At 59.0% G+C, this 22,830-nt stretch carries 25 protein-coding genes; 18 read left to right on the top strand and 7 right to left on the bottom strand.

The features are described from left to right. Nucleotides 1-61 precede the first annotated feature (61 nt). Nucleotides 62-772 (bottom strand): 6-phosphogluconolactonase, encoded by a 711-nt coding sequence (pgl, locus tag M0P56_RS06175; RefSeq protein WP_291509160.1) that lies wholly within the window; start codon nucleotides 770-772, stop codon nucleotides 62-64. 139 nt (nucleotides 773-911) lie between these two features. On the opposite strand from pgl, the gene cysM reads away from it, so the two are divergent. The 17 genes from cysM (at nucleotide 912) to pepP (ending at nucleotide 18,464) form a co-directional block, all read left to right on the top strand. Continuing rightward, on the top strand, nucleotides 912-1,796 hold the full coding sequence (cysM, locus tag M0P56_RS06170) for a cysteine synthase CysM (protein ID WP_291509159.1): 885 nt from the start codon (nucleotides 912-914) through the stop codon (nucleotides 1,794-1,796). A 52-nt stretch (nucleotides 1,797-1,848) separates the two neighbouring features. Continuing rightward, nucleotides 1,849-3,861, top strand: coding sequence for a hypothetical protein (locus M0P56_RS06165; RefSeq protein WP_291509158.1), 2,013 nt, complete (start codon nucleotides 1,849-1,851; stop codon nucleotides 3,859-3,861). Between the two features lie 4 nt (nucleotides 3,862-3,865). Then, nucleotides 3,866-4,549: a DUF1318 domain-containing protein gene (locus M0P56_RS06160; RefSeq protein ID WP_291509157.1), complete on the top strand. Its 684-nt coding sequence runs from the start codon at nucleotides 3,866-3,868 to the stop codon at nucleotides 4,547-4,549. Then, the gene (locus M0P56_RS06155) at nucleotides 4,534-5,367 is read left to right on the top strand and encodes a 3'-5' exonuclease (RefSeq protein ID WP_291509156.1); all 834 of its coding nucleotides are present in this window, start codon (nucleotides 4,534-4,536) and stop codon (nucleotides 5,365-5,367) included. The genes M0P56_RS06160 and M0P56_RS06155 overlap by 16 nt, the downstream gene beginning before the upstream one ends. Continuing rightward, complete coding sequence (gene rlmD, locus M0P56_RS06150; protein ID WP_291509155.1) at nucleotides 5,342-6,664, top strand: 23S rRNA (uracil(1939)-C(5))-methyltransferase RlmD; 1,323 nt, start codon at nucleotides 5,342-5,344, stop codon at nucleotides 6,662-6,664. The genes M0P56_RS06155 and rlmD overlap by 26 nt, the downstream gene beginning before the upstream one ends. Nucleotide 6,665: 1 nt before the next feature. After that, nucleotides 6,666-7,184, top strand: coding sequence for a L,D-transpeptidase (locus M0P56_RS06145; protein WP_291509154.1), 519 nt, complete (start codon nucleotides 6,666-6,668; stop codon nucleotides 7,182-7,184). Then, nucleotides 7,185-9,314 (top strand): APC family permease, encoded by a 2,130-nt coding sequence (locus M0P56_RS06140; protein ID WP_291509153.1) that lies wholly within the window; start codon nucleotides 7,185-7,187, stop codon nucleotides 9,312-9,314. Next, complete coding sequence (nagZ, locus tag M0P56_RS06135) at nucleotides 9,298-10,362, top strand: beta-N-acetylhexosaminidase (RefSeq protein ID WP_291509152.1); 1,065 nt, start codon at nucleotides 9,298-9,300, stop codon at nucleotides 10,360-10,362. The genes M0P56_RS06140 and nagZ overlap by 17 nt, the downstream gene beginning before the upstream one ends. Nucleotides 10,363-10,486: 124 nt before the next feature. Continuing rightward, the gene (rpsF, locus tag M0P56_RS06130) at nucleotides 10,487-10,891 is read left to right on the top strand and encodes a 30S ribosomal protein S6 (RefSeq protein ID WP_291509151.1); all 405 of its coding nucleotides are present in this window, start codon (nucleotides 10,487-10,489) and stop codon (nucleotides 10,889-10,891) included. A 15-nt stretch (nucleotides 10,892-10,906) separates the two neighbouring features. Continuing rightward, on the top strand, nucleotides 10,907-11,182 hold the full coding sequence (gene rpsR, locus M0P56_RS06125; RefSeq protein WP_291509150.1) for a 30S ribosomal protein S18: 276 nt from the start codon (nucleotides 10,907-10,909) through the stop codon (nucleotides 11,180-11,182). Between the two features lie 15 nt (nucleotides 11,183-11,197). Then, a complete protein-coding gene (locus tag M0P56_RS06120; protein WP_291509149.1) occupies nucleotides 11,198-12,115 on the top strand; it encodes a DUF2232 domain-containing protein in 918 nt (305 codons plus the stop codon). 37 nt (nucleotides 12,116-12,152) lie between these two features. Then, nucleotides 12,153-12,599 (top strand): 50S ribosomal protein L9, encoded by a 447-nt coding sequence (gene rplI, locus M0P56_RS06115; RefSeq protein WP_291509148.1) that lies wholly within the window; start codon nucleotides 12,153-12,155, stop codon nucleotides 12,597-12,599. Between the two features lie 26 nt (nucleotides 12,600-12,625). After that, nucleotides 12,626-13,999 carry a replicative DNA helicase gene (gene dnaB, locus M0P56_RS06110; protein WP_291509147.1) on the top strand — a complete coding sequence of 458 codons (1,374 nt, stop codon included), beginning with the start codon at nucleotides 12,626-12,628 and terminating at the stop codon, nucleotides 13,997-13,999. 59 nt (nucleotides 14,000-14,058) lie between these two features. After that, nucleotides 14,059-15,153, top strand: a complete 1,095-nt coding sequence (gene alr / locus M0P56_RS06105; protein ID WP_291509146.1) for an alanine racemase — start codon at nucleotides 14,059-14,061, stop codon at nucleotides 15,151-15,153. After that, nucleotides 15,150-16,508: a DNA repair protein RadA gene (gene radA / locus M0P56_RS06100; RefSeq protein WP_291509145.1), complete on the top strand. Its 1,359-nt coding sequence runs from the start codon at nucleotides 15,150-15,152 to the stop codon at nucleotides 16,506-16,508. The genes alr and radA overlap by 4 nt, the downstream gene beginning before the upstream one ends. A gap of 270 nt (nucleotides 16,509-16,778) precedes the next feature. Then, nucleotides 16,779-17,105: a DUF4168 domain-containing protein gene (locus M0P56_RS06095; protein ID WP_291509144.1), complete on the top strand. Its 327-nt coding sequence runs from the start codon at nucleotides 16,779-16,781 to the stop codon at nucleotides 17,103-17,105. Nucleotides 17,106-17,120: 15 nt separating this feature from the next. Continuing rightward, nucleotides 17,121-18,464, top strand: coding sequence for a Xaa-Pro aminopeptidase (pepP, locus tag M0P56_RS06090; protein WP_291509143.1), 1,344 nt, complete (start codon nucleotides 17,121-17,123; stop codon nucleotides 18,462-18,464). A gap of 29 nt (nucleotides 18,465-18,493) precedes the next feature. On the opposite strand, the gene M0P56_RS06085 is transcribed toward pepP, so the two are convergent. Then, nucleotides 18,494-19,054, bottom strand: coding sequence for a hypothetical protein (locus M0P56_RS06085; protein ID WP_291509142.1), 561 nt, complete (start codon nucleotides 19,052-19,054; stop codon nucleotides 18,494-18,496). 405 nt (nucleotides 19,055-19,459) lie between these two features. On the opposite strand from M0P56_RS06085, the gene M0P56_RS06080 reads away from it, so the two are divergent. After that, nucleotides 19,460-19,765 carry an Lpp/OprI family alanine-zipper lipoprotein gene (locus M0P56_RS06080; RefSeq protein WP_291509141.1) on the top strand — a complete coding sequence of 102 codons (306 nt, stop codon included), beginning with the start codon at nucleotides 19,460-19,462 and terminating at the stop codon, nucleotides 19,763-19,765. A 169-nt stretch (nucleotides 19,766-19,934) separates the two neighbouring features. Here the strand turns inward: M0P56_RS06080 and M0P56_RS06075 are convergent, their stop codons facing one another. The 5 genes from M0P56_RS06075 to M0P56_RS06055 all read right to left on the bottom strand — a co-directional run bounded on the left by M0P56_RS06075 (nucleotide 19,935) and on the right by M0P56_RS06055 (nucleotide 22,782). Beyond that, the gene (locus M0P56_RS06075; protein ID WP_291509140.1) at nucleotides 19,935-20,396 is read right to left on the bottom strand and encodes a GNAT family N-acetyltransferase; all 462 of its coding nucleotides are present in this window, start codon (nucleotides 20,394-20,396) and stop codon (nucleotides 19,935-19,937) included. 91 nt (nucleotides 20,397-20,487) lie between these two features. Beyond that, a complete protein-coding gene (locus M0P56_RS06070; protein WP_291509139.1) occupies nucleotides 20,488-21,144 on the bottom strand; it encodes an FMN-binding negative transcriptional regulator in 657 nt (218 codons plus the stop codon). After that, the gene (locus tag M0P56_RS06065) at nucleotides 21,131-21,805 is read right to left on the bottom strand and encodes a transglutaminase family protein (protein WP_291509138.1); all 675 of its coding nucleotides are present in this window, start codon (nucleotides 21,803-21,805) and stop codon (nucleotides 21,131-21,133) included. Before M0P56_RS06065 ends, M0P56_RS06070 begins: the two co-directional genes overlap by 14 nt. A 10-nt stretch (nucleotides 21,806-21,815) precedes the next feature. Beyond that, nucleotides 21,816-22,301 carry a cupin domain-containing protein gene (locus tag M0P56_RS06060; RefSeq protein ID WP_291509137.1) on the bottom strand — a complete coding sequence of 162 codons (486 nt, stop codon included), beginning with the start codon at nucleotides 22,299-22,301 and terminating at the stop codon, nucleotides 21,816-21,818. 1 nt (nucleotide 22,302) lies between these two features. Further along, the gene (locus tag M0P56_RS06055) at nucleotides 22,303-22,782 is read right to left on the bottom strand and encodes an SRPBCC domain-containing protein (protein ID WP_291509136.1); all 480 of its coding nucleotides are present in this window, start codon (nucleotides 22,780-22,782) and stop codon (nucleotides 22,303-22,305) included. Between the last annotated feature and the right edge of the window lie 48 nt (nucleotides 22,783-22,830).

Here is a 22,830-nt window from a genome sequence, read left to right as displayed (position 1 = left end):
CGCCCGCAAAACCCGGATTCACGGGGGCGACGTGGGGAGGGATGTTGCTATGGGGTCTGGGTCAAATGGCCCCAGGCACTGTTTCCGGCCAGGCCGCGTTGTCCAGCCAGACATCGGCTGCTGTGCCTACCAGTGCGGCGGGAATGGGTTCGCCCCGTAACCAGGCCGCGAGTGCCATCCGCTTGCCGCTGCCCGTGGTGAGAAAAAACATCTCCCGCGTGTACTGTAATCGCCAGCCGCTCAGGCTCACCCTTTGGGGCGGCGCCTTGGCGGCATCGTGGACGGCGAGGGTGGCGGGGCTGCTTTTTTTCAAGCCCCAGTCGTGGCCGGGGAAAAGGCTGGCCGTATGGCCATCCTCCCCCATTCCCAGCAGAACCAAATCGAAGGCATGCGACGGAAGCTCCGCGGCGTAGTCGCGGGCAGCCACTTCGGCACCCCGCTCGGCCGGGATGTGATGAATCTGCCGCGCCGGAATGGGTACCTGGGACAGCCAGACGGTGTCCAGCATCAGGCTGTTGCGCTCCGGGTTCTGGGGCGGAAGACAGCGCTCATCCCCATGATAGAGGTGCCAGCACTGCCAGTCCCGGCCGAGTTGCGGAAGCAGTGCATAAGCCGCGCGGGGGGTGTTGCCACCGGCGACCACCAGATGGAAGGCGCCGCGCGCGGCAATAGCCTCTTGGGCCATACGCGCAATGGCGGCTGCCAATCTTTGGGCGAGGGCTACGGTATCAGGATGAATATGCCAAGTGTTGCGATGCCGGGCTGCTTCCATGTTGATGCATTCCTGTGTGTCAAGGATGATGATCTGCAGGCGAGGTATCCCCCCGGATCTTTTTCCAGAAAGGATAGCCGCATTTTGCAGATTGGGTCTATGATGCTGACTATTGAATACTGCCCAGAAGGAGGCAGAGATGGGTGGTCTGGAGGATTGGGTAGGCAATACCCCCCTATGTGAACTCCGGCGCTTGTCGCCGCATGCGGGTGTGCGGATTTTCGGGAAGCTGGAAGGTAACAATCCCGCGGGTTCCGTCAAAGATCGCCCCGCCGTGAATATGATTCGCCGGGCGTTGGAGCGTGGCACCATCACTTCTTCTACGCGTCTGATCGAGCCCACCAGCGGGAATACGGGTATTGCCCTGGCCATGGCGGCATCGGTGCGGGGATTATCCATGACGCTGATCATGCCGGAGAACATGAGTATCGAAAGGCGGCAGGTGATGCGTGCCTACGGTGCGGAAGTGATTCTCACGCCAGCCGCCCGGAGTATTGAAGGTTCTATTGATCTTGCGCAGCAGATGGTAGCTGCGGGAGAGGGCTTCATGCTCGATCAATTTTCGAACCCCGATAACCCCGAGGCGCATTATCTCAGTACCGGGCCGGAGATCTGGCGCGATACCCGTGGAACCGTGACCCATTTCGTCTCATCCATGGGGACGACGGGAACCATCATGGGCACCTCCCGCTATTTGCGGGAAGTGTCCCCCCGTATTCAGATTGTCGGCGTACAACCGACGGAGGGGGCCAAAATTCCTGGTATTCGCCGTTGGCCGAAAGCCTATTTACCGCGCATCTATCATCCTGAGTCTGTTGATCAGATTGTTGATGTGAGCCAGGAAGAAGCCGAAGAAATGACCCGTCGTCTGGCGCGGGAAGAAGGGGTGCTGGCCGGCATATCTTCTGGCGGCGCGGTAGCAGCGGCTATCAGAGTGGCACAAAAGCTGGAGCATGGTGTGGTGGTTGCCATTATCTGTGACCGGGGTGACCGTTACCTCTCTACGGGTGTTTTTCCGGCTTGAGAGCATGATGCACGGGCGCAGCAGGGCTTTGCCGATAGCCGTCCGGTGGTCTATGACGCTGTGCCTGGGGCTCGCTAGCAGCGGCGTGGCCGGGGCACAAATTCTGGAAATCAGCGCCGCACAGATAAGCGGAGCGGGCTGGACAGCCCAGCACCCGCGGGTGACGCTGACCACATCGGCGCAGGGCGATCAGTTGCGTCTGGCGGCGGGCGTCGTGCAGGTGGGTAAACACAAGTTCTGGCAGCGTGCCCGGCTGCAATGCGGGCTCCAGACGGCGCAGGGTTGGGCATGTCGTCAGGGTCTTCTGGCGGTGGACGGCAGCCCGTGGGGTGCACTGCATGGCGATGGGCACGTGCAGTTGCGGCAGGTGGGCGGCAGTGGGCAGGCCATGCTGGCCTTGCGAGGCGCGCAATTCGGCAGCACCCGCGTGCAGGTGCAGAGTACCGCCGCCGGACAGTGGCATCTGACGGGTGCGGGCAGCCTGCCGGTTGCCGGTCTGGTGCACGCATTTACCCTGCTGCCCGCCACCTGGCAGACCTCAGGGCAGGCGCGTTGGCAAGTCCGGGCGCAGGGCGCAAGCTGGGCAAAGGCTCGTCAAATGGCTTTTGAACTGCAGTGTAGCCAGCTCCAGTTCAGTAGCCCGGACGGTTTGCAGGCCGCCCAGGGTGTCGCATTGCAGCTCCAAGGGGACGGTGTATATACCGGGCAATGGCACGGCACTGCCCGGATGCGCTGGACCCGGGGGGGTGTCCTCTGGAGTCCATGGTACTGGACAGCCCCCGCCGCGCCGGTGCGGATACAAACCCGCTGGCAACAGACGGCCAAGGCCTGGCAACTGGACCAGGGAAGCATCCGCTGGCCCGGCCTCGGGCAGGGTGGTTTTGCGTTGTACCGGCCGACTCGGGGCGGGGTGCTGCGCTGGCAGATCCGGGACATGGATGTGGCGATGGCGCCCCTGTATGCGAACTGGATTAAACCGCTGGCTCCCCCCGGCGGTCTCGCGGCCCAGTTGCAGGCCGCGGGGCAAGTGCATTTTTCCGTGGCGGGAGAGGGTGGTCTGCGTGCGCTGAAATGGGATCTGCGCAACGCGGCTATTTCCAGTCCCAGGGGGGATCTTGCGGTGACGGGCGTGAATAGCCAGGGTGCCTGGAGTCGTACCGGCAAGACCTCTGACGCGGTGCTTCGCTGGCAGTCTGCGGAACTCTATCATATTCCTGCGGGTCCGCTGCATGCTGAGCTGTTCCTCAATCCCCAGGGCTTTCAGTTGCAACAGCCTTTCACCCTGGCCCTGCTGGGGGGCGAACTGCATTTTCGGCATCTGGCGGCACGTTGGGCAGGACCGCGGTCGGGTTTTAGCATGAGCGGCGACTTGCGAGGGGTCAGCATGGCCCAATTGACCAGGATCATGCATTGGCCGCCGTTTACCGGGACGGTATCGGCCATCATCCCGGAACTGCAGTATCACGCGGGAGACATCACCACCAGCGGCGCACTCTCCGCCCAGGTGTTCGGAGGCGAGGTGCGGGTGGGCGATCTGCATATCGAGAATTTCCTCGGTGTTTTACCCCTGCTGCGGGCTAACATCGGGATTGCCGGGTTGCAACTGAAGCCCTTGACGGACGCCTTCCACTTTGGGTACATCAGCGGGGTGCTCAGTGGTAACGTAAAAAATCTCACTCTGTTGAACTGGTCGCCGGAGGCTTTTCAGGCGCAATTTCATACGGTTCCTGTTCAAGGCGTGTCTCAGAAAATCAGCTATGCGGCGGTCCAGAATCTTACCAGGCTGGGCGGCGGTAACGGCATCAGCGGATTTTTTCAGGGCATGTTTCTGCGGATGTTCAAGACCTTTGCATACGCGCATCTGGGGATGGGCGTGCATCTCCAGGATGGTGTCGCCGAATTGTCTGGAGTGGGGACAGAGGATTCGGGTTTTGTGATCCTTCAGGGGCGAGGGCTGCCCAGGGTGGATATAGTGGGGTACAATCGCCGGGTGGACTGGGACGAGTTGCTGGCGCGTCTGAAAACCGCCATGCATAGTGGTGCCCAAGTTGGTACAGGAGAATGAGCAAATGACAAAGCAGGGTTGGCTGAAAACGCAGGGTTGGCGCAGTGTACTGGCACTGGGATTGCTCATGGCGCTATCCGCTTGTGTGACCGTCAACATTTACTTTCCGGCTGCGGCGGCCCAGAAACTGGCGGATCAAGTGGTCGGTGAGGTGTATAGGGCCGCTGCCAAGGGTGCCTTGCAGGCTCCTGTTGCTCCGGCCGTGTCAGCGCCGACGGCGCCGGCCCGATCCGCCGCCCCCGCTACGGATTCCCTGAGCATGGCATCCCCCTACCATGCGGCCAGCTACCTGTTGGCTATGGGCTTCTCGGCCGTCAGCGGCACGGCAGAGGCCGCCGCAAACCTCGATGCTTCCAGTCCTGGGGTGCAATCGGCGCGGGCGCAGGTGGAGGCACTGGCGACGCAAATGCATCCTTACTTTGTCAGTGGCGCGGTGGGTTACACGGCCAACGGTCAGGTGACGATCCATGATGCGGCAGCCGTGTCGCTGCCGCAGCGGGCTCCGCTCAATGGGCTGGTGGCCAGTTATAATCAGGCGCTCAGCAATCTCTATCAGCAGATCGCTGATGCCAATGGTCATCCCGAGTGGGCGGGGCAAATTCAGCAGACTTTTGCCGAGGCCTGGATCGACAAAGCACCCGCAGGATACTGGTACCAGTCGCCCAGTGGTCAGTGGCAGAAGAAATAGTCACCATCTTGCAAAACATTCTGGTTTTTGACATCGAGACAGTGCCCGACGTTGCCGGTGGGCGGCGGGTGCATGGCATTGCGTTGGGGGATGACGCGGGCGTGGCGGAATTGCTGCAGCACCAGCGCCGCATCGAAACCCAGGGCGCGACGGAGTTCCTGCGTCCTTATTTGCATCGGGTCGTGGCTATCTCTGCTCTTTGGTGGCAGGGCGAGCAGGTCAAGCTCAACAGTTTCGGCAAGGCGGACGATGACGAAGCCACTCTCGTCGCTGCCTTCTTTCAGTTCATCCAGCGTCATGCTCCGCAACTGGTGTCCTGGAATGGCGCGGCCTTTGACCTCCCGGTACTGCATTACCGCGCCCTGCTCCACGGTATCCCTGCGGCCCGCTACTGGGAGCAGGGACAGACCGATCAGAGTTATCGCTGGAATAATTACACCAGCCGTTACCACGAGCGCCATCTCGACCTCATGGACATTCTTTCTGCCTACCAGATGCGCAATGTCGCCCGCCTTCAGGACGTGGCACTCTTGTTGGGGCTGCCTGGCAAGCTGGGGATGAGCGGCGCGGAGGTCTGGACCCATTATCAGGCCGGGGATCTGGCGGGCATCCGCCACTACTGCGAGGTCGATGTGCTGAACACGGCCCTGGTCCATCTGCGTTTTGAACTGACCCGCGGGCATCTCGACAAATCGGCTTATGATGCCGGTCAAACGCAATTGCGGTCTTACTTACAAAGCCGGGACGAGGCCCACGTCCAGGAATTTCTCACCTTGTGGCCAGAGAACCTGCATGTCGCGTCCCAAACCCATTCATAACGCTCAGCCTGAGCAGGTGGTTATCGAAAGTCTGGATGCCGAAGGACGCGGGATCGCCCGTGTGGAGGGCAAAGTGCTTTTTGTCGATGGGGCGCTGCCTGGCGAGCGGGTCTGGGCACGGCGTACTCAGGACCACAAGAGCTTTGATCGTGCCGAGATGCTGCAGGTGGTCAAGGCATCCCCCCTGCGGGTGTCGCCGCCCTGTCCGCACTTTGGCGTCTGCGGGGGCTGCAGCCTGCAGCATCTGGAGCCAGCGGCGCAGGTGGCTATCAAGCAAAGACAACTGGAAGATAATCTCTGGCGCATCGGCAAGGTCCGCCCCCGACGTGTCCTGCCCCCCATTCATGGCCCGAGCCTGGGCTATCGCAGCAAGGCACGACTCTCGGTGCGGACGCCAAAAACCCGGGGCGCACTGGTCGGTTTCCGCGAACGCAACAGCAGTTATGTCGTGGACATGGGCCAATGTCTGACCCTTGACCCGCGCATCGGACAGCGCATCCTGCCCCTGCGGGCGCTGATCGGGCAGATGCAATCGCCCCAGGATTTTCCGCAGATTGAAGTGGCCGCCACGCCGGATGCGGTCGCTCTGGTGTTTCGTCACATGCGGCCGCTGGCGGAAAGCGATCTGCGGCACTTGCGTGCTTTTGGTGCGCAACACGACCTGCAGATATGGTTGCAGCCGCGCGGGCCGGACACCTTGCATCCTTTATGGCCGGAGCAGCCGGAGCCCCTCTATTACGACCTGCCGGATTATCAGTTGCGCCTGCGTTTTGATCCGCTGGTCTTCACTCAAGTTAATCAGGCGGCGAATCAGGTGATGGTGCGCCGCGCCATGGCGCTGCTGCAGCCGCAACCGGGAGAGCGGATCCTGGATCTCTTCTGCGGACTCGGAAATTTTACCCTGCCTATCGCCCGATTGGGGGCGCAGGTACTTGGCATTGAAGGGGATGCTCGATTGGTCGCGCTGGCTACCGAGAATGCCGCCGCCAATGGCCTGACGGATAAAGCCCGATATGCCGTAGCCGATCTCACCCAGGCGCAGATGGAAGATTTTGCGCTGGCGGGCACCATCGACAAAATGCTCATCGACCCCCCCCGCAGTGGCGCCATTGAAGTGCTGCGCAGTTTGACCCCCGGTGTCAGCCGCCTGGTGTATGTCTCCTGCAATCCGGCGACCCTGGCCCGTGATGCGGCGTATCTGGTACACGAACGCGGCTATCATCTGCAAGCGGCTGGCGTCGTCAACATGTTTCCTCATACCGTCCATGTCGAATCCATCGCCCTCTTTGCGCGCTGAAATGCCCCCACGCTGGCTCTGGGTGGATGTTCCCGCCCAGCGGTTGCGCGAGATGAGCGGTGCTGAGCTGCGTTCGGAGTATGTCATATCCACGGCTCGTAACGGACTCGGTGAACAACGTGACAGCGGGTGCACGCCGCGCGGATGGCATGTGGTGCGCGCGCGCATCGGTGAAGGCCTGCCCACGACGGCAATCCTGCGCGGCCGGCGCTGGACGGGTGCCCGTTACAGCGCGCAGTGGGCGGCGGGCCAGCCGCGGCAAGACTGGATTCTCGGCCGTATTCTTTGGCTCTCCGGCAGCGAAAGCGGTTTTAATCGTGGCGGCTCTCAGGATACCTTCCGCCGTTATATTTACATCCACGGTACTGCCGATGTGGATCACCTCGGCCAGCCAGTGTCGGCGGGCTGTGTGCGGATGGCGCCGGATGCGGTGTGCATGCTCTTTGCGGCATGTCCGGTAAACACCCCTGTTTTTATCGGCCTGCAGCCACCGCTGCGTTTCCCCGCTAGGAGGCAGTGAATGGCCTGGATCCGCTTGCCACGTTTTCGTCGCGCCGTAAACGTGTTCAATCCCAAACTTTTCGAGAATCTTTCGCTCGCGGCGTTTCTGGCCTGGGTCGGTCTGGGTTCCGATGCCCTGTCTTCCTCCGCCTATGGTCCTCCGGAAATTTACTATGCCCTGAAAGGGCATGAATATCTGGCCGTTTTGCTGGCCATCGGCATCCCGCTCTCGGTGTTCGTCATTTCGGCTGGTTACAAACAAGTCATTGCTCTTTTTCCCGACGGCGGCGGCGGTTATCACACCGCGTCTACCCTGTTAGGGCCGAAGGCCGGTCTGGTGAGTGGCGCCGCTTTGATTGTCGATTACATTTTAACGGCGGCGATCTCGGTGGCGTCGGGCACCGAGGCGCTGCTGAGTAGTATGCCTTCCTCCTGGTACGATGAGCGCATTTTCTTGGATGCCGCCGTGTTGCTGTTGCTGATTTTTATCAATTTGCGCGGTATGAAAGAATCCATCAAGATTTTGTTGCCGATCTTTATGGCTTTCGTCCTGACCCACACCATACTCCTCGGTTGGGGGCTGCTGAGCCACGTGGAAGCCGTGCCGGCCATTGCCTATAACACCGTTGCGGGTGTTCGGCATGACAGCATGCAATATGGCTGGATCTTTATTGTGGCGCTGGTATTGCGGGCCTTCAGCCTGGGTGGTGGTACCTATACGGGTTTGGAGGCCGTAGCCAATGGGGTGCACATTATGCGTGAACCGCGTGTGCAGACCGGCCAGCGCACGATGACCTTGCTGGCGACGTCTCTGTCTCTGGTCGCGGGCAGTCTGATCTTTTTGTACCTGATGTACCACGTGCACGGCCAGCAGGGGCAAACCCTGAATGCCGTGCTCTATGGTGCAATTACCCAGGGGTGGACGGTGGGGGGTATCCCCTTTGGTTCGACGGCGACACTGCTTACCCTGATTAGCGAGGGTCTGCTTCTCTTTATCGCCGCCAATACGGGTATTATCACGGCGCCTATCGTCATGGCGAATATGGCCGTCGATCGTTGGTTGCCAGAGCGCTTTTCCTACCTGTCGGATCGTTTTGTGTCACGCAATGGCGTGTTGCTCATTGGTTTTTCGGCTATTGCCATCCTCCTCGCGACGGGCGGACATGTCAGCATTCTGGTGGTGCTGTACAGCATCAATGTATTCATCACCTTTACCCTGACCATGGCGGGATTGAGCCGGCACTGGTTTGGCCAGCGGCATCAGGAGCCACTCTGGCGGGGCCGACTTGCCGTCAGTATTCTGGGCTTTATCGTCACGGCCTCCATTCTCGCCATCACCATTTTCGAGAAATTTGATGCGGGTGGTTGGTTCACTCTGCTGGTTACTGCGATTGTGGTGGGTCTCGGATATTTGATCTATCGCCATTACAAAAGTATCAGTAAAATCACCGCCGAACTGGACGAAACCATGCTGGATGTGGTGCCCGAGCATCTGGAGTCTGGCCCCAACCTGCCCCTGGATCCGCGTGGTGCCACGGCCGTATTTTTTGTCAGCCGTTTTGACGGCCTGGGACTGCATACCTTGCTGACGGCGCACCGTATGGTCAGTGGCTTCGTCAAGAACTATGTGTTTCTGCTGGCGGGTATTGTTGGTCAGGGTGAGTTTAAGGGTATCAAGGCCCTGGAAGACCTGAAGGTATACGTGGAGACTGAGGCCAACCAGTATATGGCCTTTTGCCGCAACGAAGGGATGGCGGCGACCTGGTTCGCCACCTACTCTACCGACCGTATCCTGGCGATGGAGGAATTGGCCAATGTCGCTATCCGCTATTTTCCGCAGAGCATCTTCTTCGCGGGACGGGTGATTGATACATCTGCGCAGGGGCCCTTCCACGGACTGCTGCATGATGAAGTCAGCTTTATTGTGCAGGATCGCCTGCAGCATGATGGTTTCAGCATGATGATCGTGCCCGTGCATGTGCATGGTATTCCCAGCCAGCCGCCGAGTATTGCTTTGCCGATATCCATGCCGTCGGATATGCAGTTGGTGCAGAACGAAGAGATGGACAAGGAAGAAGCCAAAGCCCGTGCCGCAGCCAAGGCGCGGGCCAGTATGCAGGAGCCCACCCCCCATGCCGATACAGACTGAGCTGCAGCGCCCTGCTTGGGGGCCGCTGATGGTCGATATTGCTGGGCTGCAGCCTACTGCCGCGGAATGCGCGATGCTGCGCCAGCCAGCAGTGGGTGGCGTCATCCTTTTTGCACGCAACTGTGTTGATGCCGAACAGGTGCGCGCCCTGTGCGGCGAATTGCATGCGCTGCGTTCTCCCCCGCTCCTCATCGGTATTGATCAGGAGGGGGGGCGGGTGCAGCGTCTGCGCGCCGGGGTGACGCACTTCCCACCCATGGCGACTCTGGGTTGTCTGGCGGATCGCGCCGGACTGGAAAAGGCGCAAACGGCAGCACGGGACTGGGGTCTTCTACTCGGTGCGGAGCTCCGGGCGCTCGGCCTGGACATGGACTTTACCCCCTGTGTAGATCTGGATCGCGGCGTTTCTGCAGTGATTGGCGACCGCGCTATCCATCGCGATCCAGAGTGGGTGGGTGTTATCGCGGTAGCGTTCTGGGAGGGTATGGCACGGACCGGCTTGCAGGGGGTCGCCAAGCATTTCCCCGGTCACGGTGCAGTGGCCGCCGACTCTCATCTCGATTTACCTCTGGATGAGCGTCCGTTCAGCGCCATTCAGGAAGATCTCCAGCCCTTTGCTGCCCTGATCGCTGCGGGGATTCCGGCGATCATGCCCGCGCATTGTCTCTATCCCCGGGTAGATACGGAACGCCCCGCCGGTTTCTCGTCGCGCTGGCTGCAGGATATCCTCCGCAAAGATATGGGCTTTACTGGTGTGGTGGTCAGTGACGACCTCAGCATGGCGGGTGCGCATGGAGTCGGCGATATGGCCGCGCGGGTGGATGCGGCACTGGCGGCAGGCGCGGACTTGCTGCTGATTTGTAACGATCCGGAGGGGGCGAAAACGGCGATCTCGCATCTCCAATCCAAGGAGGCACTGCCGACGGGTGACCGCCTGGAGAAACTCGCCGGGAACGCTGCAACATTACCCCTGTCCCCCGCAGACCGGGCGCGCTGTCTGCATCAGATCGAGCAATTGCGGGCTCTGGCCCCTGGATTCTCTGGCTGATGCACGGGCCAAAAGGTTAACCCCTTGTTTTTCCCGTGTCGCGTATTAGAATACGCCCTCACCTTTTACTCCTTGTTCGGGCGATGGGCGCCCGGACTCCGCAGTGAACCATAAGGAGCAACTTTTGCGTCATTATGAAATTGTATTTCTGGTCCATCCTGACCAGAGTGAGCAGGTCCCCCAGATGATTGAGCGCTATCGTGGCATGATCGAGAGCGATGGCGGGCATTTTCATCGTCTGGAAGACTGGGGCCGCCGCCAACTGGCTTACCCCATCAAGAAGGCCCACAAGGCCCATTATGTCCTGATGAATGTGGAGTGCACCGGGGCCGCTTTGGCCGAGCTGGAAGATGCCTTCCGCTTCAATGACGCGGTATTGCGCCACCTGATTCTGGCCCGCGATGAAGCCGTCACTGGGCCCTCCTTCCTGGCCCGCGATGAGAGTGACCGCCGTGAGCGCAGTGAAGACACCGCCGAAGACGACAGCGAGCCGGACCACAGCGATAACGAAACCGTAGCGACGGCCTAATCAAGGAGATTTCAGATGGCATTTAATCGGGACAGAGATCGGGATAACGATGGCGACAAGCGTGGCGGTGGCAGTAACTTTACCCGCCGCCGTAAGTTCTGCCGTTTCAAGGCAGAAGGCGTCAAAGAAATTGACTACAAGGATCTGAAAACCTTGCAGGCTTATGTGGGCGAGACAGGTAAAATCGTCCCCAGCCGGATTACCGGTACCAGCAATTTGTATCAGCGGCAGTTGACTACAGCGATCAAACGCGCCCGTTTTCTGGCGTTATTGCCCTACGTCGTGCGTTAAGGCACCGGCGTTCGGGTGGCGGCGCAGGCGGAGGGTGGGGTCTTGCGCTGGTTTCTCAGCGGACGCTGGCAAGCTGGCATCAGTATCGCGGTACTCTTTAGTGCTGCGGGACTGGTCCCCTTTCTTGCCGGGCCGTTACTGCTCAACTGCGTCGCTTTGGTGGCGCTCGTTACCCTGCAGGCTGGACGCAAGGAAAGCTTTGAGGTTCTGCTGATTGCCGGGGTCGCCTCCGCACTGTTTACGCTGAACCCGTGGTATGGTGTGGCGTTTGCTCTAGTGGCCTGGCTGCCGGGGCGGCTGTTGGGGGAAGGCCTGCAGTGGGACCTGCAGTGGGGTGGGGTAGTCTGGGTGACCATCGGCTTGTCTGTTTTGACGCTGGTGCTCTTGCTTTGGGTCATACCGCAGGGTGTGGGTCCGGCCTTCTGGCAAACGCAGATGGAACATTTGCTGGCACCCGTGCGGAAAGAGTTAAGTACGACGCAGCGCCAGATATTGGGTGACATGACCCGCTTGATGCCAGGAATTCTCGCCGCAGGCATGGCGCTGCTCTGGACGCTGGCGGCGTTGCTGGCCAGTCGTTGGAGTGAAGGTTTCCAGGGCATTCTGGCGCCACAACGGGTGTTTCGGGACTGGGTGCTGCCGGATCGGCTGATCTGGTTGCTCGTCGTGACGTTGTTGGGCATCAGCCTGCTGCATGGTGATGCGCTATGGTCAGTACAGAACCTTGCCATACTAGTCGGCGGTCTGTATCTGCTGCAAGGCCTGAGTTTCGTGCACTTGTGGTTTGCGTCAAAGGGTTGGCCCCTAATTGCGCTGGCAGCTTTTTATATTGGACTGATCCTGCTTACGCAGTTCTTGCTGGTGGTTGCTGTGCTGGGCATTGTGGATCGTGTTTTTCACTTGCGTCAACGGTTTGCCGGCTCGCGGTCCTGATGGCGGTTTAGCAGGGAATTTTTTGGAGGGATTTGGAATGAAAGTGATTTTGCTGGAACGTATCAATAAGTTGGGGCGTCTGGGTGATGTGGTCGAAGTGCGGCCGGGCTATGGACGCAATTTTCTGGTGCCGCAGGGCAAGGCCGTGGTGGCCAACCAGCGTAATCTGGAAGATTTTGCCGAGCGTAAGGCGGCATTGGAGCATGTCGAATTAGAGCGTTTGCAGGTGGCTCAGAAACGCGCTGCCGCGTTGGCGGAAGCCGTGGTCAAAATTGCCCTGCAGGCGGGCGAAGATGGCCGTTTGTTTGGCTCGGTGGGCTTGCATGATATCAGCGCCGCGCTGGCAGCCTTGGGTCATGAAGTGGCCCATTCGGAAATCCGTTTGGCGGATGGCCCAATCAAGCGGATAGGTGAATTCCCTGCGCGGTTACACCTGCACCCGGAAGTGGAGCTGGACGTGATGGTGTTCGTCGAGCGCGCCTGACCCTGGTACTGGCGAGGGCGGGCGGAGTGTTCGAGTCTGCGGACCATGGCGGCGGGGTCAAGGCCCCGCCGCACTCTATTGAGGCAGAGCAATCCGTCATCGGTGCTCTGCTGATTGACCCCGATACAGCGGATCAAGTGACCGAGGCGGTGACGGCCGAAGATTTTTATGAGCGCCGTCACCGCCAGATTTTTCTGGCCATCAGTGCCATGCTGGGTGCCGGGCGGGCAGTAGACGCCGTCACGGTCTCCGAGTGGTTGCAAGATCACGAGCAACTTGCTGAGGTGGGCGGGGTGCAGTATCTCCTCATGTTGGCCAACGAGACGCCCTCGGCGGCCAATGTGCTCGCCTATGCGCGGATCGTGCGGGAGCGAGCTACCCTGCGCGACCTCATTCGGGTTGGCCGGGAAATCGCCGAACTGGCCTATCGTCCGGAAGGGCGGGAAGCTCAGGCGCTGTTGGACGAAGCGGAAAGCCGGGTCTTTCAGCTCGCCGAAGGGCAGCAGCGGGTTGGTGAAGGCTTCAAGCAACTCAAGGATGCACTTCCGGCGGTAATCGATCGAATCGAAACCATCGCCCGCGAGAAAAAAGGCGTCACGGGTCTGTCCACAGGCTTTGCCGATCTGGACGAGAAAACCTCCGGTCTGCATCCGGGTCAGCTCATCATCGTCGCGGGTCGTCCGAGCATGGGCAAAACCTCTTTCGCCATGAATATAGCCGAGCATGTCGCTTGTAACGAAGGCAAGCCGGTGGCGGTTTTCAGTATGGAAATGCCGACGGACGAGATCGTCTTGCGGGCACTTTCGTCGCGCGGGCGGGTGGACCAGCATCGGCTGCGCAATGGCAGTCTGGGTAATGACGACTGGCCGCGAATCGCCCATGCCATCGGTGAACTTGGTAATGCACCGTTGTTCGCGGACGACTCGGCGGCGCTGACGCCGACGGACTTACGCTCGCGGGCGCGTCGGCTGAAGCGAGAACATGGTTTGGCGCTGGTTGTGGTCGACTATCTGCAACTCATGCAGGTGCCGGGGAGAGGTGACAATCGGGTCGCGGAGATTTCCGAGATCAGCCGGTCGCTCAAGGCGTTGGCCAAAGAGCTGTCCATCCCGGTGATTGCCCTTTCGCAACTCAACCGCAGCCTGGAAAGCCGTACCGAAAAGCGTCCGCAGATGTCCGATCTGCGTGAATCCGGCGCTATTGAACAGGACGCCGACCTGATTCTCTTCCTTTACCGCGATGAGGTGTATTACAAGGATAAGGAAGAGGTGAAGGGCATTGCCGAGGTGATCATCGGTAAGCAGCGCAACGGACCCATCGGGACCGTGCGGATGAGCTTCTTCGGTGAATATACCCGCTTTGAGAATTATGCGCCGTCTGGGGATAGTTTCGGGCATTAGCTCGCTGTGCGCTGATTTTTGCCAGGGGATTTTCCTGTGCTTTGCGGTATCATGGTGATATGACTCGCCCTGTTGTTGCCCATATTTCCGCTGCTGCTCTACGCCATAATATGGCCGTAGTGCGCCAACATGCGCCCCACGCGCAAATTATGGCGGCGGTCAAAGCCAATGCCTACGGACATGATGTTGCGCTCTGCGCTCCGGTGCTGGCAGAGGCCGGTGTCGATGCTTTTGCCGTGGCTTCTCTGGACGAGGCGGAAACCCTTCATGATCTGCGTCTGGAGCAACCGGTTTGTCTGCTCGGGGGGCCTTTCGACGCGGAGGAGATCGCCGTTGCGGCCGCGCGGGGCTATCTGCTCGTTATCCATGAACAACGGCAGCTACTCTGGCTGGCGGCCCATGCCGCTGACGCGTCCCTGCGGCTGTTTATAAAAGTGGATACGGGTATGCACCGTTTGGGCTTTGCACCTGACCAACTGTCGGCAGTATTTGCCGGGCTGCAAAGCCATCCCCGCTGGCGGGTGCTGGGGCTGATGAGTCATCTCGCCCGCTCCGATACGCCGGACGATCCTCTCAGTCGCCAGCAGGCGGACGTTTTCGCCGAGGCCGTTGCGCACTTTGGGCATTGCACGGCGGGTCAGCACACCTTGGCCAATTCGGGGGGGGTGCTGGCACTGCCCTTTACCCATCAGCATTGGGTGCGCCCTGGGCTCATGCTATACGGGCTTTCGCCCTTCGCGGGGCACAGCGGTACCGAAATCGGTTTGCAGCCCGTTCTATCCTGGCGTAGTGCCGTGGTGGCCATCCGCGAGCTCGCCCCTGGTGACTGGCTGGGCTATGGTGCGGCCTGGCAGGCTCCTGCGCACTGCCGGGTGGGGGTCGTGGCGGCGGGCTACGGTGATGGTTACCCGCGTCACTTGGGTTCAGGTGCACCGGTTACGGTCGCCGGACAGGCTACACGGACTTTGGCACGAGTGAGTATGGATATGCTTTTTGTAGACTTGACGACCGTGTCGGCGGAAATCGGGGCTTCCGTCGTGCTTATGGGGGCTGGCGGACCAGCCCTCGAATCCCTGGCGGCAAGACTCGATACGATCTCCTACGAATTGAGCTGTCGTATGCAGATGCGCGTTCCGCGCCAGTTGGTGTCATGAGTCGCGACAAAACCCTCTTTGTCTGTCAGGAATGCGCCGGTACCAGCAATAAATGGCTGGGGCGCTGCCCGGATTGTGGTGCCTGGAACAGTTTCGTCGAGCAGCGTGTGGAGAAGACCGGGGCCAAATCCCAAACCACCTATGCCACGGCCAGCCCGCCGCAATGTCTGCATGCGGTGCCGATCATGGATGTGGGGCGCAGCACGACGGGTCTGGCAGAGCTCGACCGGGTGCTGGGCGGTGGCCAGGTGCCGGGGGCCGCCATTCTCCTGGGCGGAGAACCGGGTATCGGCAAATCCACCCTCCTGCTCCAGACCGCCCATCATCTGGCTCAGGGCAGTAAGGTGCTTTATGTCACTGGCGAGGAGTCCGCAGCACAGGTTGCCTTACGGGCGCAGCGCTTGGGGTTGGACCAGAGCCCCGTACGGGTAGTCGCCGAAAATCATCTTGAAGCGATCGAGGGGCTGCTCCAATCGGAGCGACCCGCATTGGTGCTGGTGGATTCTATCCAGACGGTCTATACCGACACGCTACAGTCGGCCCCCGGCTCGGTAGCGCAAGTGCGGGAGTGCGCGGCCCGCTTGGTGCGCTTCGCCAAAGCTACGGGCACCACAGTGTGGCTGGTAGGCCACGTGACCAAGGAAGGGGCCATCGCTGGCCCGCGCGTGCTGGAACACATGGTGGACACTGTCCTTTATTTTGAAGGGGAGGCGGGTAGTCCCTACCGGATTGTGCGTGCCATCAAGAATCGCTTTGGTGCTGCCAACGAGCTGGGCGTTTTTCAGATGCATGAAAAGGGCCTGAGCGAAGTCGCTAATCCTTCGCAGCTTTTCCTGTCGCAGCATGATCGACCCGTAGCGGGGAGTGTAGTGCTGGCGACGCAGGAGGGGACCCGACCGCTTCTCGTAGAAGTGCAGGCCCTGGTGACGCCCAGTCCGCTGGCTAACCCGCGCAGGGTCGCCATCGGTCTGGACCCTAACCGCCTCTCCCTCCTGCTGGCTATCCTGCATCGCCACGGTGGCAGTATGTTTTTTGATCAGGACGTTTTTGTGAATATCGCAGGTGGAATCAAAGTCAACGAACCCGCCGCCGATCTGGCGGTGGCTTTGGCCCTGCTCAGCAGTTTTCGCAATAAACCCTTAGAGGGGCGTCAGACGGTTTTTGGTGAGCTCGGCCTTGCGGGAGAAGTGCGTCCGGTGGCGGCTACCGAAGCGCGGGTACACGAAGCCATCAAGCTGGGTTTCACGAGCGCCATTCTCCCGCGTGGTGAGAAGATTTTGAGTTCTTCCGCTTTTAAGCTGCGTCCGGTCGCCCGTCTTGGTGATGCGATAGAGGCGGCTTTCGACGGAGAGTAAGCCCCTGCGCGTCTGCTGTACTGTGGCTGTCTGCCGGATAGCTTGCAATATCTTTTCGGAGCGGTTAGGGTGGCTTGGAGTGCGCATGAGAAATCACATAATTTACTGATATGTGAAGCTATTCCTGCATTTTTCTGATAGTCCGAGAGGAGAGTTATTATGCAACAGCCTACCATTTACTCTGCTGCACAGGGCGTATTCCATTCATCCAGGTGTGGATTTGCAGGGACTGCTTTGTTTGCTTTGGGTCTGTTTGGTCTGGGGACCAGTATGGCCTTCGCCTCTGGCATGGAGACAGCCGCACCAGGGTTGGTACGCACCGCAATGACTGCGGGTGCCGTGGCAAGCCCCACTGAAATAAAGAATTTTGCGGCCGCGGTTCGGGGGATCAAGCCACTCAACGAGCAGGTCCACAGCGCCCTGAGCCAGAAGGATATCACCGCCACCAAGCGGGAAGAATTGAAAAAATCCTACATGACCAGAGTAAACAGTATCCTTGCCAGTAATCATTTGACAGCGGAGCAGTACTCCAGCCTGCTCAAGCGGACGCAGAACGACCCGGCATTTGCCAGGCAGGTCGAAGCGGCTATGCAGTAAAGCGCCATTCCACCCATGGCCAAACTCCATTTGCCCCGTCCAGATTATTCTGCTCGCCGCAGTCGTCTGATGCAGAAAATGCACGCAGCCGGTGTCGCGATCATACCCACCGCCACAGCCAAGAGCCGTAACAGCGACGTGCACTATCCGTTTCGTGGCGACAGCGACTTCTTGTACCTGACCGGCTTCATGGAGCCCGAAGCCGTGCTAGTGTTGGTTCCAGGGCGCGCGGATGGGGAGCAGATCCTGTTCTGCCGTCCGCGTGACCCGGAGCGGGAAACCTGGGATGGGCGTCGTGCTGGGCTGGAAGGTGCTCTGGAGCAATGTCAGGTGGATCGTTGCCTCTCGATCCATGACCTGAATGACGTCCTTCCACAACTGCTGGAAAATCGGGAGTTATTGTTTTATCCCATGGGTCAGTCCATGGATTTCGACGCGCGGGTCATGCACTGGCGTAATGTCGCCAAGAGCAAGATTCGGCAAGGTGTGCGCTACCCGCTCGAAGTGGTCGACGTTGCTGATCTGATCCATGAGATGCGGCTGTTTAAGGATCCTGAAGAGATCGAAATCCTGCGGGCGGCGGTGGGGATCAGTGGCGCTGGCCATCGCCATGCCATGCGTCTGTGCCAGCCGGGTATGCTGGAGTACGAGCTGGCTTCTGAGATCGAGCACGTTTTTCATCGCCTCGGGTCGCCCAGTGTGGCTTATCCCAGTATCGTTGGTGGCGGAGTCAACGGTTGTATTCTGCACTACACGGAAAATGATGCGGAACTGCGTGACGGCGATCTGGTACTGATCGACGCCGGCGCAGAGGTGGGGGCCTACGCGGGCGATATCACCCGAACCTTGCCGGTCAACGGCGTTTTCAGTCCCGCACAACGGGAAATTTACGAAGTCGTTCTGGCCAGTCAGGAAGCGGGAATCGCGGTCGTACAGGCAGGACGCCCGGTTGCGGATTATCATGACGAGGCCGTCAAGGTACTTGTGGACGGCCTGCTGGATCTGAAAATACTTGCTGGTAGTCGCGATGGAATTATTGAGCAGGGCAACTATAAGGCCTTCTATATGCACCGGACAGGGCACTGGTTGGGCATGGATGTCCACGACGTCGGCCATTATCGCAGCGCGGATCAGTCCTGGCGGAAACTGGAGGCGGGGATGGTACTGACGGTAGAACCAGGCCTGTACTTCTCCCCGGACAATCCGTCGGTTCCTGAGCGTTGGCGCGGTATCGGGATTCGTATTGAGGACGACGTGCTGGTGACTGCCAACGGGCCGGATATCCTTTCAGACGAAGTGCCAAAGCGCATAGCCGATGTGGAGGCAATGATGGCGGCCGGGCCCGGCAGTGGGCGATAATCGTTTGCCAAGGCAGGCCTTGTTGTCGTTCAGAGGCCGTTAGTCGACGGTGCTCGCGAGCGTACGAAACGCAATTTTGCCTGCTTTACCCCGAAGTCCATAGCGCGCTGGACACTACCCATCAGAATGTCGGCAGCCATGTGATACCGGGAATTCATGGTGTCCCAGACCACACCATGAATCACCCGCCCAGAATGCAAAATGATATCTATGTGTTCACCACAGCGGTTGCTCCCATTCTTGAGGAAAAACAAATCCTGCGAAAGCGCGATCTGATTGGGCCGGTTAGGGCCGCAGGCCGCAATATCTGGATCACTGCTGGTTTGGTCGGGAAGTGCGTTGTAAGCGGTTAATCGCCGCAGGTAAAACACTTTTTGCCGCATGAGGAGCGCACCGTCGCTGCGTTCAGGCTGAGCAGATTCTCCTGAGGAGATGGATGACTGACTGTCCATCCGCTGATGGTTGTTAACATCTTCTAATGGCTTGTTGGGCAGTGGTATTGGTAATTCGCTTGGATTGGGTGCCAAGGCGTTGGGCAGCAAAAATGCGAATAAAGCGATGCTCATACCGGCAGATAATCGTCGTATCAAGTCTATCTCCTTATTTGAGCTGGCCTGTGGTGACCTACCCCCCAGCTTCAACGTCGCTGGCGTTTTTCTCAAAATATGAAACGGAACAGCATTTTACAAAAAATGTGGAAAAAATCAAGGACATAATTTTATTTAAGTGTAAACAGTCAGTTAGATGGTGTGTTTGGGGCGTATCCTGTTAGGTACGGGAGGGTCGGCCGAGTGTGGTCGGATCGATTGAAGGGGTTGTGCCTTTTTGTCAGATGCTCGTAATAGTGGACTAAGCTGCTGCCTGGATGTATATGCAGGTATTCAATGCGCGAGATTGTAGCCGCCACTGAAAAAACACGCTTGCAGACTGGCGTGTTGTTGTTTTTTTAGCTATGCTTTGTCTGCTCGTTATCCAACCCAACAAAGGAGACTGCTATGAGCAAGTTCACCACCGCTTTGAAAGTAACTGCGCTGATTTTGCCCTTGGGCCTGGCCGGTTGTGCGACCACCTCTGACCTCGACAAGGTTGCTGCCAAGGCCGACGCCGCACAGTCCACCGCCAACGAGGCCTTGGCCAAGGCCAATGCCGCGCAGAGCACCGCGACGGACGCGCTGAGCAAGGCTAACGCCGCGCAGAGCACTGCGGATCAGGCGATGAGCACGGCCAACGCCGCCAATCAGAAGGCCGACGAAGCCAATGAGAAGGTGGAGCGGATGTTCAAAAAGGCGATGATGAAGTAATTCTCGCGCCGGTTGTTTGTGATGGGACCCCGTCGATTCTTCGGCGGGGTTTTTTCGTATTTGAGGGTGTGTTCCCAATACCATGAAATCCTCTTCGATCCATTATATCCAATCGAGAGTGTCCACGAGATTCAGGGTATCTCAAAACCGCCCAGCCTGCTTTCGTGGGTCATCCGGTGGACCGCAATGATTTGACGAAGTGGTGGCCGACGATCTGGTAACCGTTGCGCTGATAAAACCTGTGCGCAGGATGATTGGTGACGTAAGCATCCAGCACCATGATCTCGCAGCCCTCTTTGTGCGCGTAGGTCTCTACCCAATCCATAAGCTGTTGACCGATACCGATACCTCGATACTGCGGGGCGACGATCACGTTGTCGACGTCCAGATAGCGTCCACACCAAAAACGCGTTCCCAGCCAGATACCCGCCACACCGATACAGCAATCATCCGCAAAAGCGGCAGCGCATCGATATCCCTGTGCGGTCATATCCTGAAGTCTTTGCGCGAGCACAGCCGGCGGCACGCCAGGGTTGAGCTCCTGTACCAGCGGCAAGATCATTGCCAGTTCATCCTTCGCCAACAGTCGAATCACTATCTCGGGTAGCAATGGTCCACGCTCCGCAATCATCCCTCGTGCACTGCCAAAAAAATCTCATAGGGACCTGCCAGATCCAGCAGCTGAATCCCTGGGAACACCAGAAAACCCACGGTAATCGTCATCAAGGATGGTCTCTCTTGCCGCCTTTCAGGCCGACCAGAACATATTCAGCCATGGCCTCAGAATCAGGCTGTTTTTGCTGCGCCAGGTGCGCAACGACACTGTCACGGTTGCAAAGCGGCTGGTTCTGGCTGACCTTCCACTTGCCCACCCAGCGGGAGATGGGGATTTCTATGCCCACCACCTGCTGGATGAGCCGCTCCGTAAAGTCCTGGGGCGCATCCTCCACCCGCCAGGGCAGGGTAAAGCCGTTCTCCTGCTGCGCGGTCAGGGCGACCATCTGTTGCCGTACCCAAGCGGGATCGTCCCTGACGTGCAACCGACCGTAAGCATGGACGACAGCATAGTTCCAGGTAGGCACCACCTTGCCGGTTTCCGCCTTGGTCGCGTACCACGAGGGGCTGATGTAGTGTTGCGGCCCCTGAAAGATGACCAGCACCTCATTGTCCGGGGACACCTCCCGCCACAGGGGATTAGCGCGTGCCACATGGCCTTGCAGCACCGGTTGCGGTCCTTCGTCGGGTGCGAGGTACAAGGGAATATGATTTGCCTCCAGACCATTGGCACCCACACTGACCAGTGTTGCGAGGGGATAACGCTGAATCAGCGCCCGCAGGATTTCCGGGCGGGTTTCCGCAAACGGGTCAGGGCAATACATGGTCGGTCTCCGCGCTCTGTATGTTCATTCCCGTAGGCTCGCTTACGCACAAATCCGCGGCGGGTGGGCAGGCGTCAATGGGATGGCTCCGATACTGCGATATGTTTTGCAGCTTTTCCATGGCGGTGAGCAAATCCGGCCAGGGCTCCGCCCAAATATCCGGATAGGTCTGCTCGCCGTTATACATAGTCGGATAGGCCAGGTTCTCTTGGCCGGGCGTGAATTCGCAGTGGATCCCGGGTTTGCTGTTGCCGCGCGCATCACAACGATACCAGCCCCAGTCGTCCAGCCAGACGGCGGTGAAGCCGTGTGTACAGTAGGGCGGATTAGGGCCATCCAGCGTCAGTCGTTGATAACAAAATCCTGCAGGGATTTGGTTGGCGCGCCATAAGGCCACGAGCAGATGACTTTTCGCGGTGCATAGGCCAGTGCCTTGCTGCAACACATCCGACGCTGCGCAGGTCACTTCTTCCCGGTGAAAATCCATGCTGTGCGCAATGTGATCGCGTACCCATTCGAAGCAACGCCTGGCGGTTGCCGTTGGATCGTCAGAAGACAGCGCGGCCGCCAACTTACGGATATCGGCATGCGCATAATCTACGGTGGCGCTTTCCATCAGGAAGTGCTGCGACGGCTGGGTATCGAATTTTGCGGGTTTCATAGCTTTCCTGTTATTTCTGCGTGGATTCGCGCAATACACGGATATCTGCCATATCCACCAGATTCCATTCCCCATTATTACGGTATAGGCGTTTATGCTGATTCGGGTAATCCGCGACATCCTGATCCAGTCGCTGACCGATGACCAGGCACTCGAGTGTTTCCGTTCCATCGTTGATGATGCTGTGCGCGACGGTATGGCAAGGAAAACCGACGAAGTCACCCGGGGCGATGGGATACTGATCCCCTTCCATGGTGAGCATGCCCTTACCAGACAGCACGTACACGGCCTCTTCTTCATAATGATGCCGGTGGTACTCGGCACTCTCTTTACCCGGCTCTATCTGGATGAGATGTATACCCATGTGCCGGAGTCCTACCGCATCGCCCAAAGACCTATTGATACGAACGGCGCTGGGATTGAGAAAATGGACCTTATGTTCGCCCTTCATCTGATCAATCTCCTGCGCGGTGAGCAGCAGTTTTCGGGTGTCCATGTCAGTACCGATCCTTGGAGATATCATCATGTGCGTGGCCAATATGGTCATTTGCCTCCGCGCGATTCTTCAATGCCTGATTCATCGCATTAAAACCCGCTTTTGTCGCTGCTTTCATGCTGGATACGAACATGCCCACCAGAATGCCTGAGAATCGCTCTCCCTGGGTGAACCGCGTATACCCATTACCGATCGTGGTGAGTTGAAAGTAGTGCTCGCCGTCAAAGAGACCGGGAAACCCCAAGCGGCCCAGCCAGCGCAGTTCTTGTTGATCTGCTGCCTTCAGTACCTTCGGCCGGATGGTCATGGCCCGGCGTTCCTCGGGTTGAATGGTCGCACGCAGCTTCTCTCCCGGCTTCGCCACTCCGGAAAGCGAGCGAATGAAGGGATTCCATTGCGGATAGGCGGGGAAATCCATGAGGATGGACCACACACGCTCCGGTGATGCCGCAATATCAATCTGTGTCACGATCTGATGCATGGCCGTCCTTCGTCGTTGTGAAATAATCCATTACGTTCACCGCGATGC

It is taken from the genome of Acidithiobacillus sp. (assembly GCF_023229925.1).
Lineage (GTDB): Bacteria > Pseudomonadota > Gammaproteobacteria > Acidithiobacillales > Acidithiobacillaceae > Acidithiobacillus.
The sequence above is the reverse complement of the archived record's forward strand: the minus strand, read 5'-3'. Positions and strand labels throughout refer to the sequence as shown.

What these genes read in the sequence shown, in the direction of transcription:
- rlmD (WP_291509155.1), top strand. Translation starts at nt 5,342, where the DNA reads ATGTCGCGTCCCAAACCCATTCATAACGCTCAGCCTGAGCAGGTGGTT.
- M0P56_RS06160 (WP_291509157.1), top strand. Translation starts at nt 3,866, where the DNA reads ATGACAAAGCAGGGTTGGCTGAAAACGCAGGGTTGGCGCAGTGTACTG.
- rplI (WP_291509148.1), top strand. Translation starts at nt 12,153, where the DNA reads ATGAAAGTGATTTTGCTGGAACGTATCAATAAGTTGGGGCGTCTGGGT.
- M0P56_RS06145 (WP_291509154.1), top strand. Translation starts at nt 6,666, where the DNA reads ATGCCCCCACGCTGGCTCTGGGTGGATGTTCCCGCCCAGCGGTTGCGC.
- M0P56_RS06080 (WP_291509141.1), top strand. Translation starts at nt 19,460, where the DNA reads ATGAGCAAGTTCACCACCGCTTTGAAAGTAACTGCGCTGATTTTGCCC.
- M0P56_RS06075 (WP_291509140.1), bottom strand. Translation starts at nt 20,396, where the DNA reads ATGATTGCGGAGCGTGGACCATTGCTACCCGAGATAGTGATTCGACTG.
- M0P56_RS06065 (WP_291509138.1), bottom strand. Translation starts at nt 21,805, where the DNA reads ATGAAACCCGCAAAATTCGATACCCAGCCGTCGCAGCACTTCCTGATG.
- M0P56_RS06055 (WP_291509136.1), bottom strand. Translation starts at nt 22,782, where the DNA reads ATGCATCAGATCGTGACACAGATTGATATTGCGGCATCACCGGAGCGT.
- pepP (WP_291509143.1), top strand. Translation starts at nt 17,121, where the DNA reads ATGGCCAAACTCCATTTGCCCCGTCCAGATTATTCTGCTCGCCGCAGT.
- M0P56_RS06140 (WP_291509153.1), top strand. Translation starts at nt 7,185, where the DNA reads ATGGCCTGGATCCGCTTGCCACGTTTTCGTCGCGCCGTAAACGTGTTC.
- M0P56_RS06070 (WP_291509139.1), bottom strand. Translation starts at nt 21,144, where the DNA reads ATGTATTGCCCTGACCCGTTTGCGGAAACCCGCCCGGAAATCCTGCGG.
- pgl (WP_291509160.1), bottom strand. Translation starts at nt 772, where the DNA reads ATGGAAGCAGCCCGGCATCGCAACACTTGGCATATTCATCCTGATACC.
- alr (WP_291509146.1), top strand. Translation starts at nt 14,059, where the DNA reads ATGACTCGCCCTGTTGTTGCCCATATTTCCGCTGCTGCTCTACGCCAT.
- nagZ (WP_291509152.1), top strand. Translation starts at nt 9,298, where the DNA reads ATGCCGATACAGACTGAGCTGCAGCGCCCTGCTTGGGGGCCGCTGATG.
- cysM (WP_291509159.1), top strand. Translation starts at nt 912, where the DNA reads ATGGGTGGTCTGGAGGATTGGGTAGGCAATACCCCCCTATGTGAACTC.
- radA (WP_291509145.1), top strand. Translation starts at nt 15,150, where the DNA reads ATGAGTCGCGACAAAACCCTCTTTGTCTGTCAGGAATGCGCCGGTACC.
- M0P56_RS06095 (WP_291509144.1), top strand. Translation starts at nt 16,779, where the DNA reads ATGGCCTTCGCCTCTGGCATGGAGACAGCCGCACCAGGGTTGGTACGC.
- M0P56_RS06060 (WP_291509137.1), bottom strand. Translation starts at nt 22,301, where the DNA reads ATGGACACCCGAAAACTGCTGCTCACCGCGCAGGAGATTGATCAGATG.
- rpsR (WP_291509150.1), top strand. Translation starts at nt 10,907, where the DNA reads ATGGCATTTAATCGGGACAGAGATCGGGATAACGATGGCGACAAGCGT.
- M0P56_RS06165 (WP_291509158.1), top strand. Translation starts at nt 1,849, where the DNA reads ATGACGCTGTGCCTGGGGCTCGCTAGCAGCGGCGTGGCCGGGGCACAA.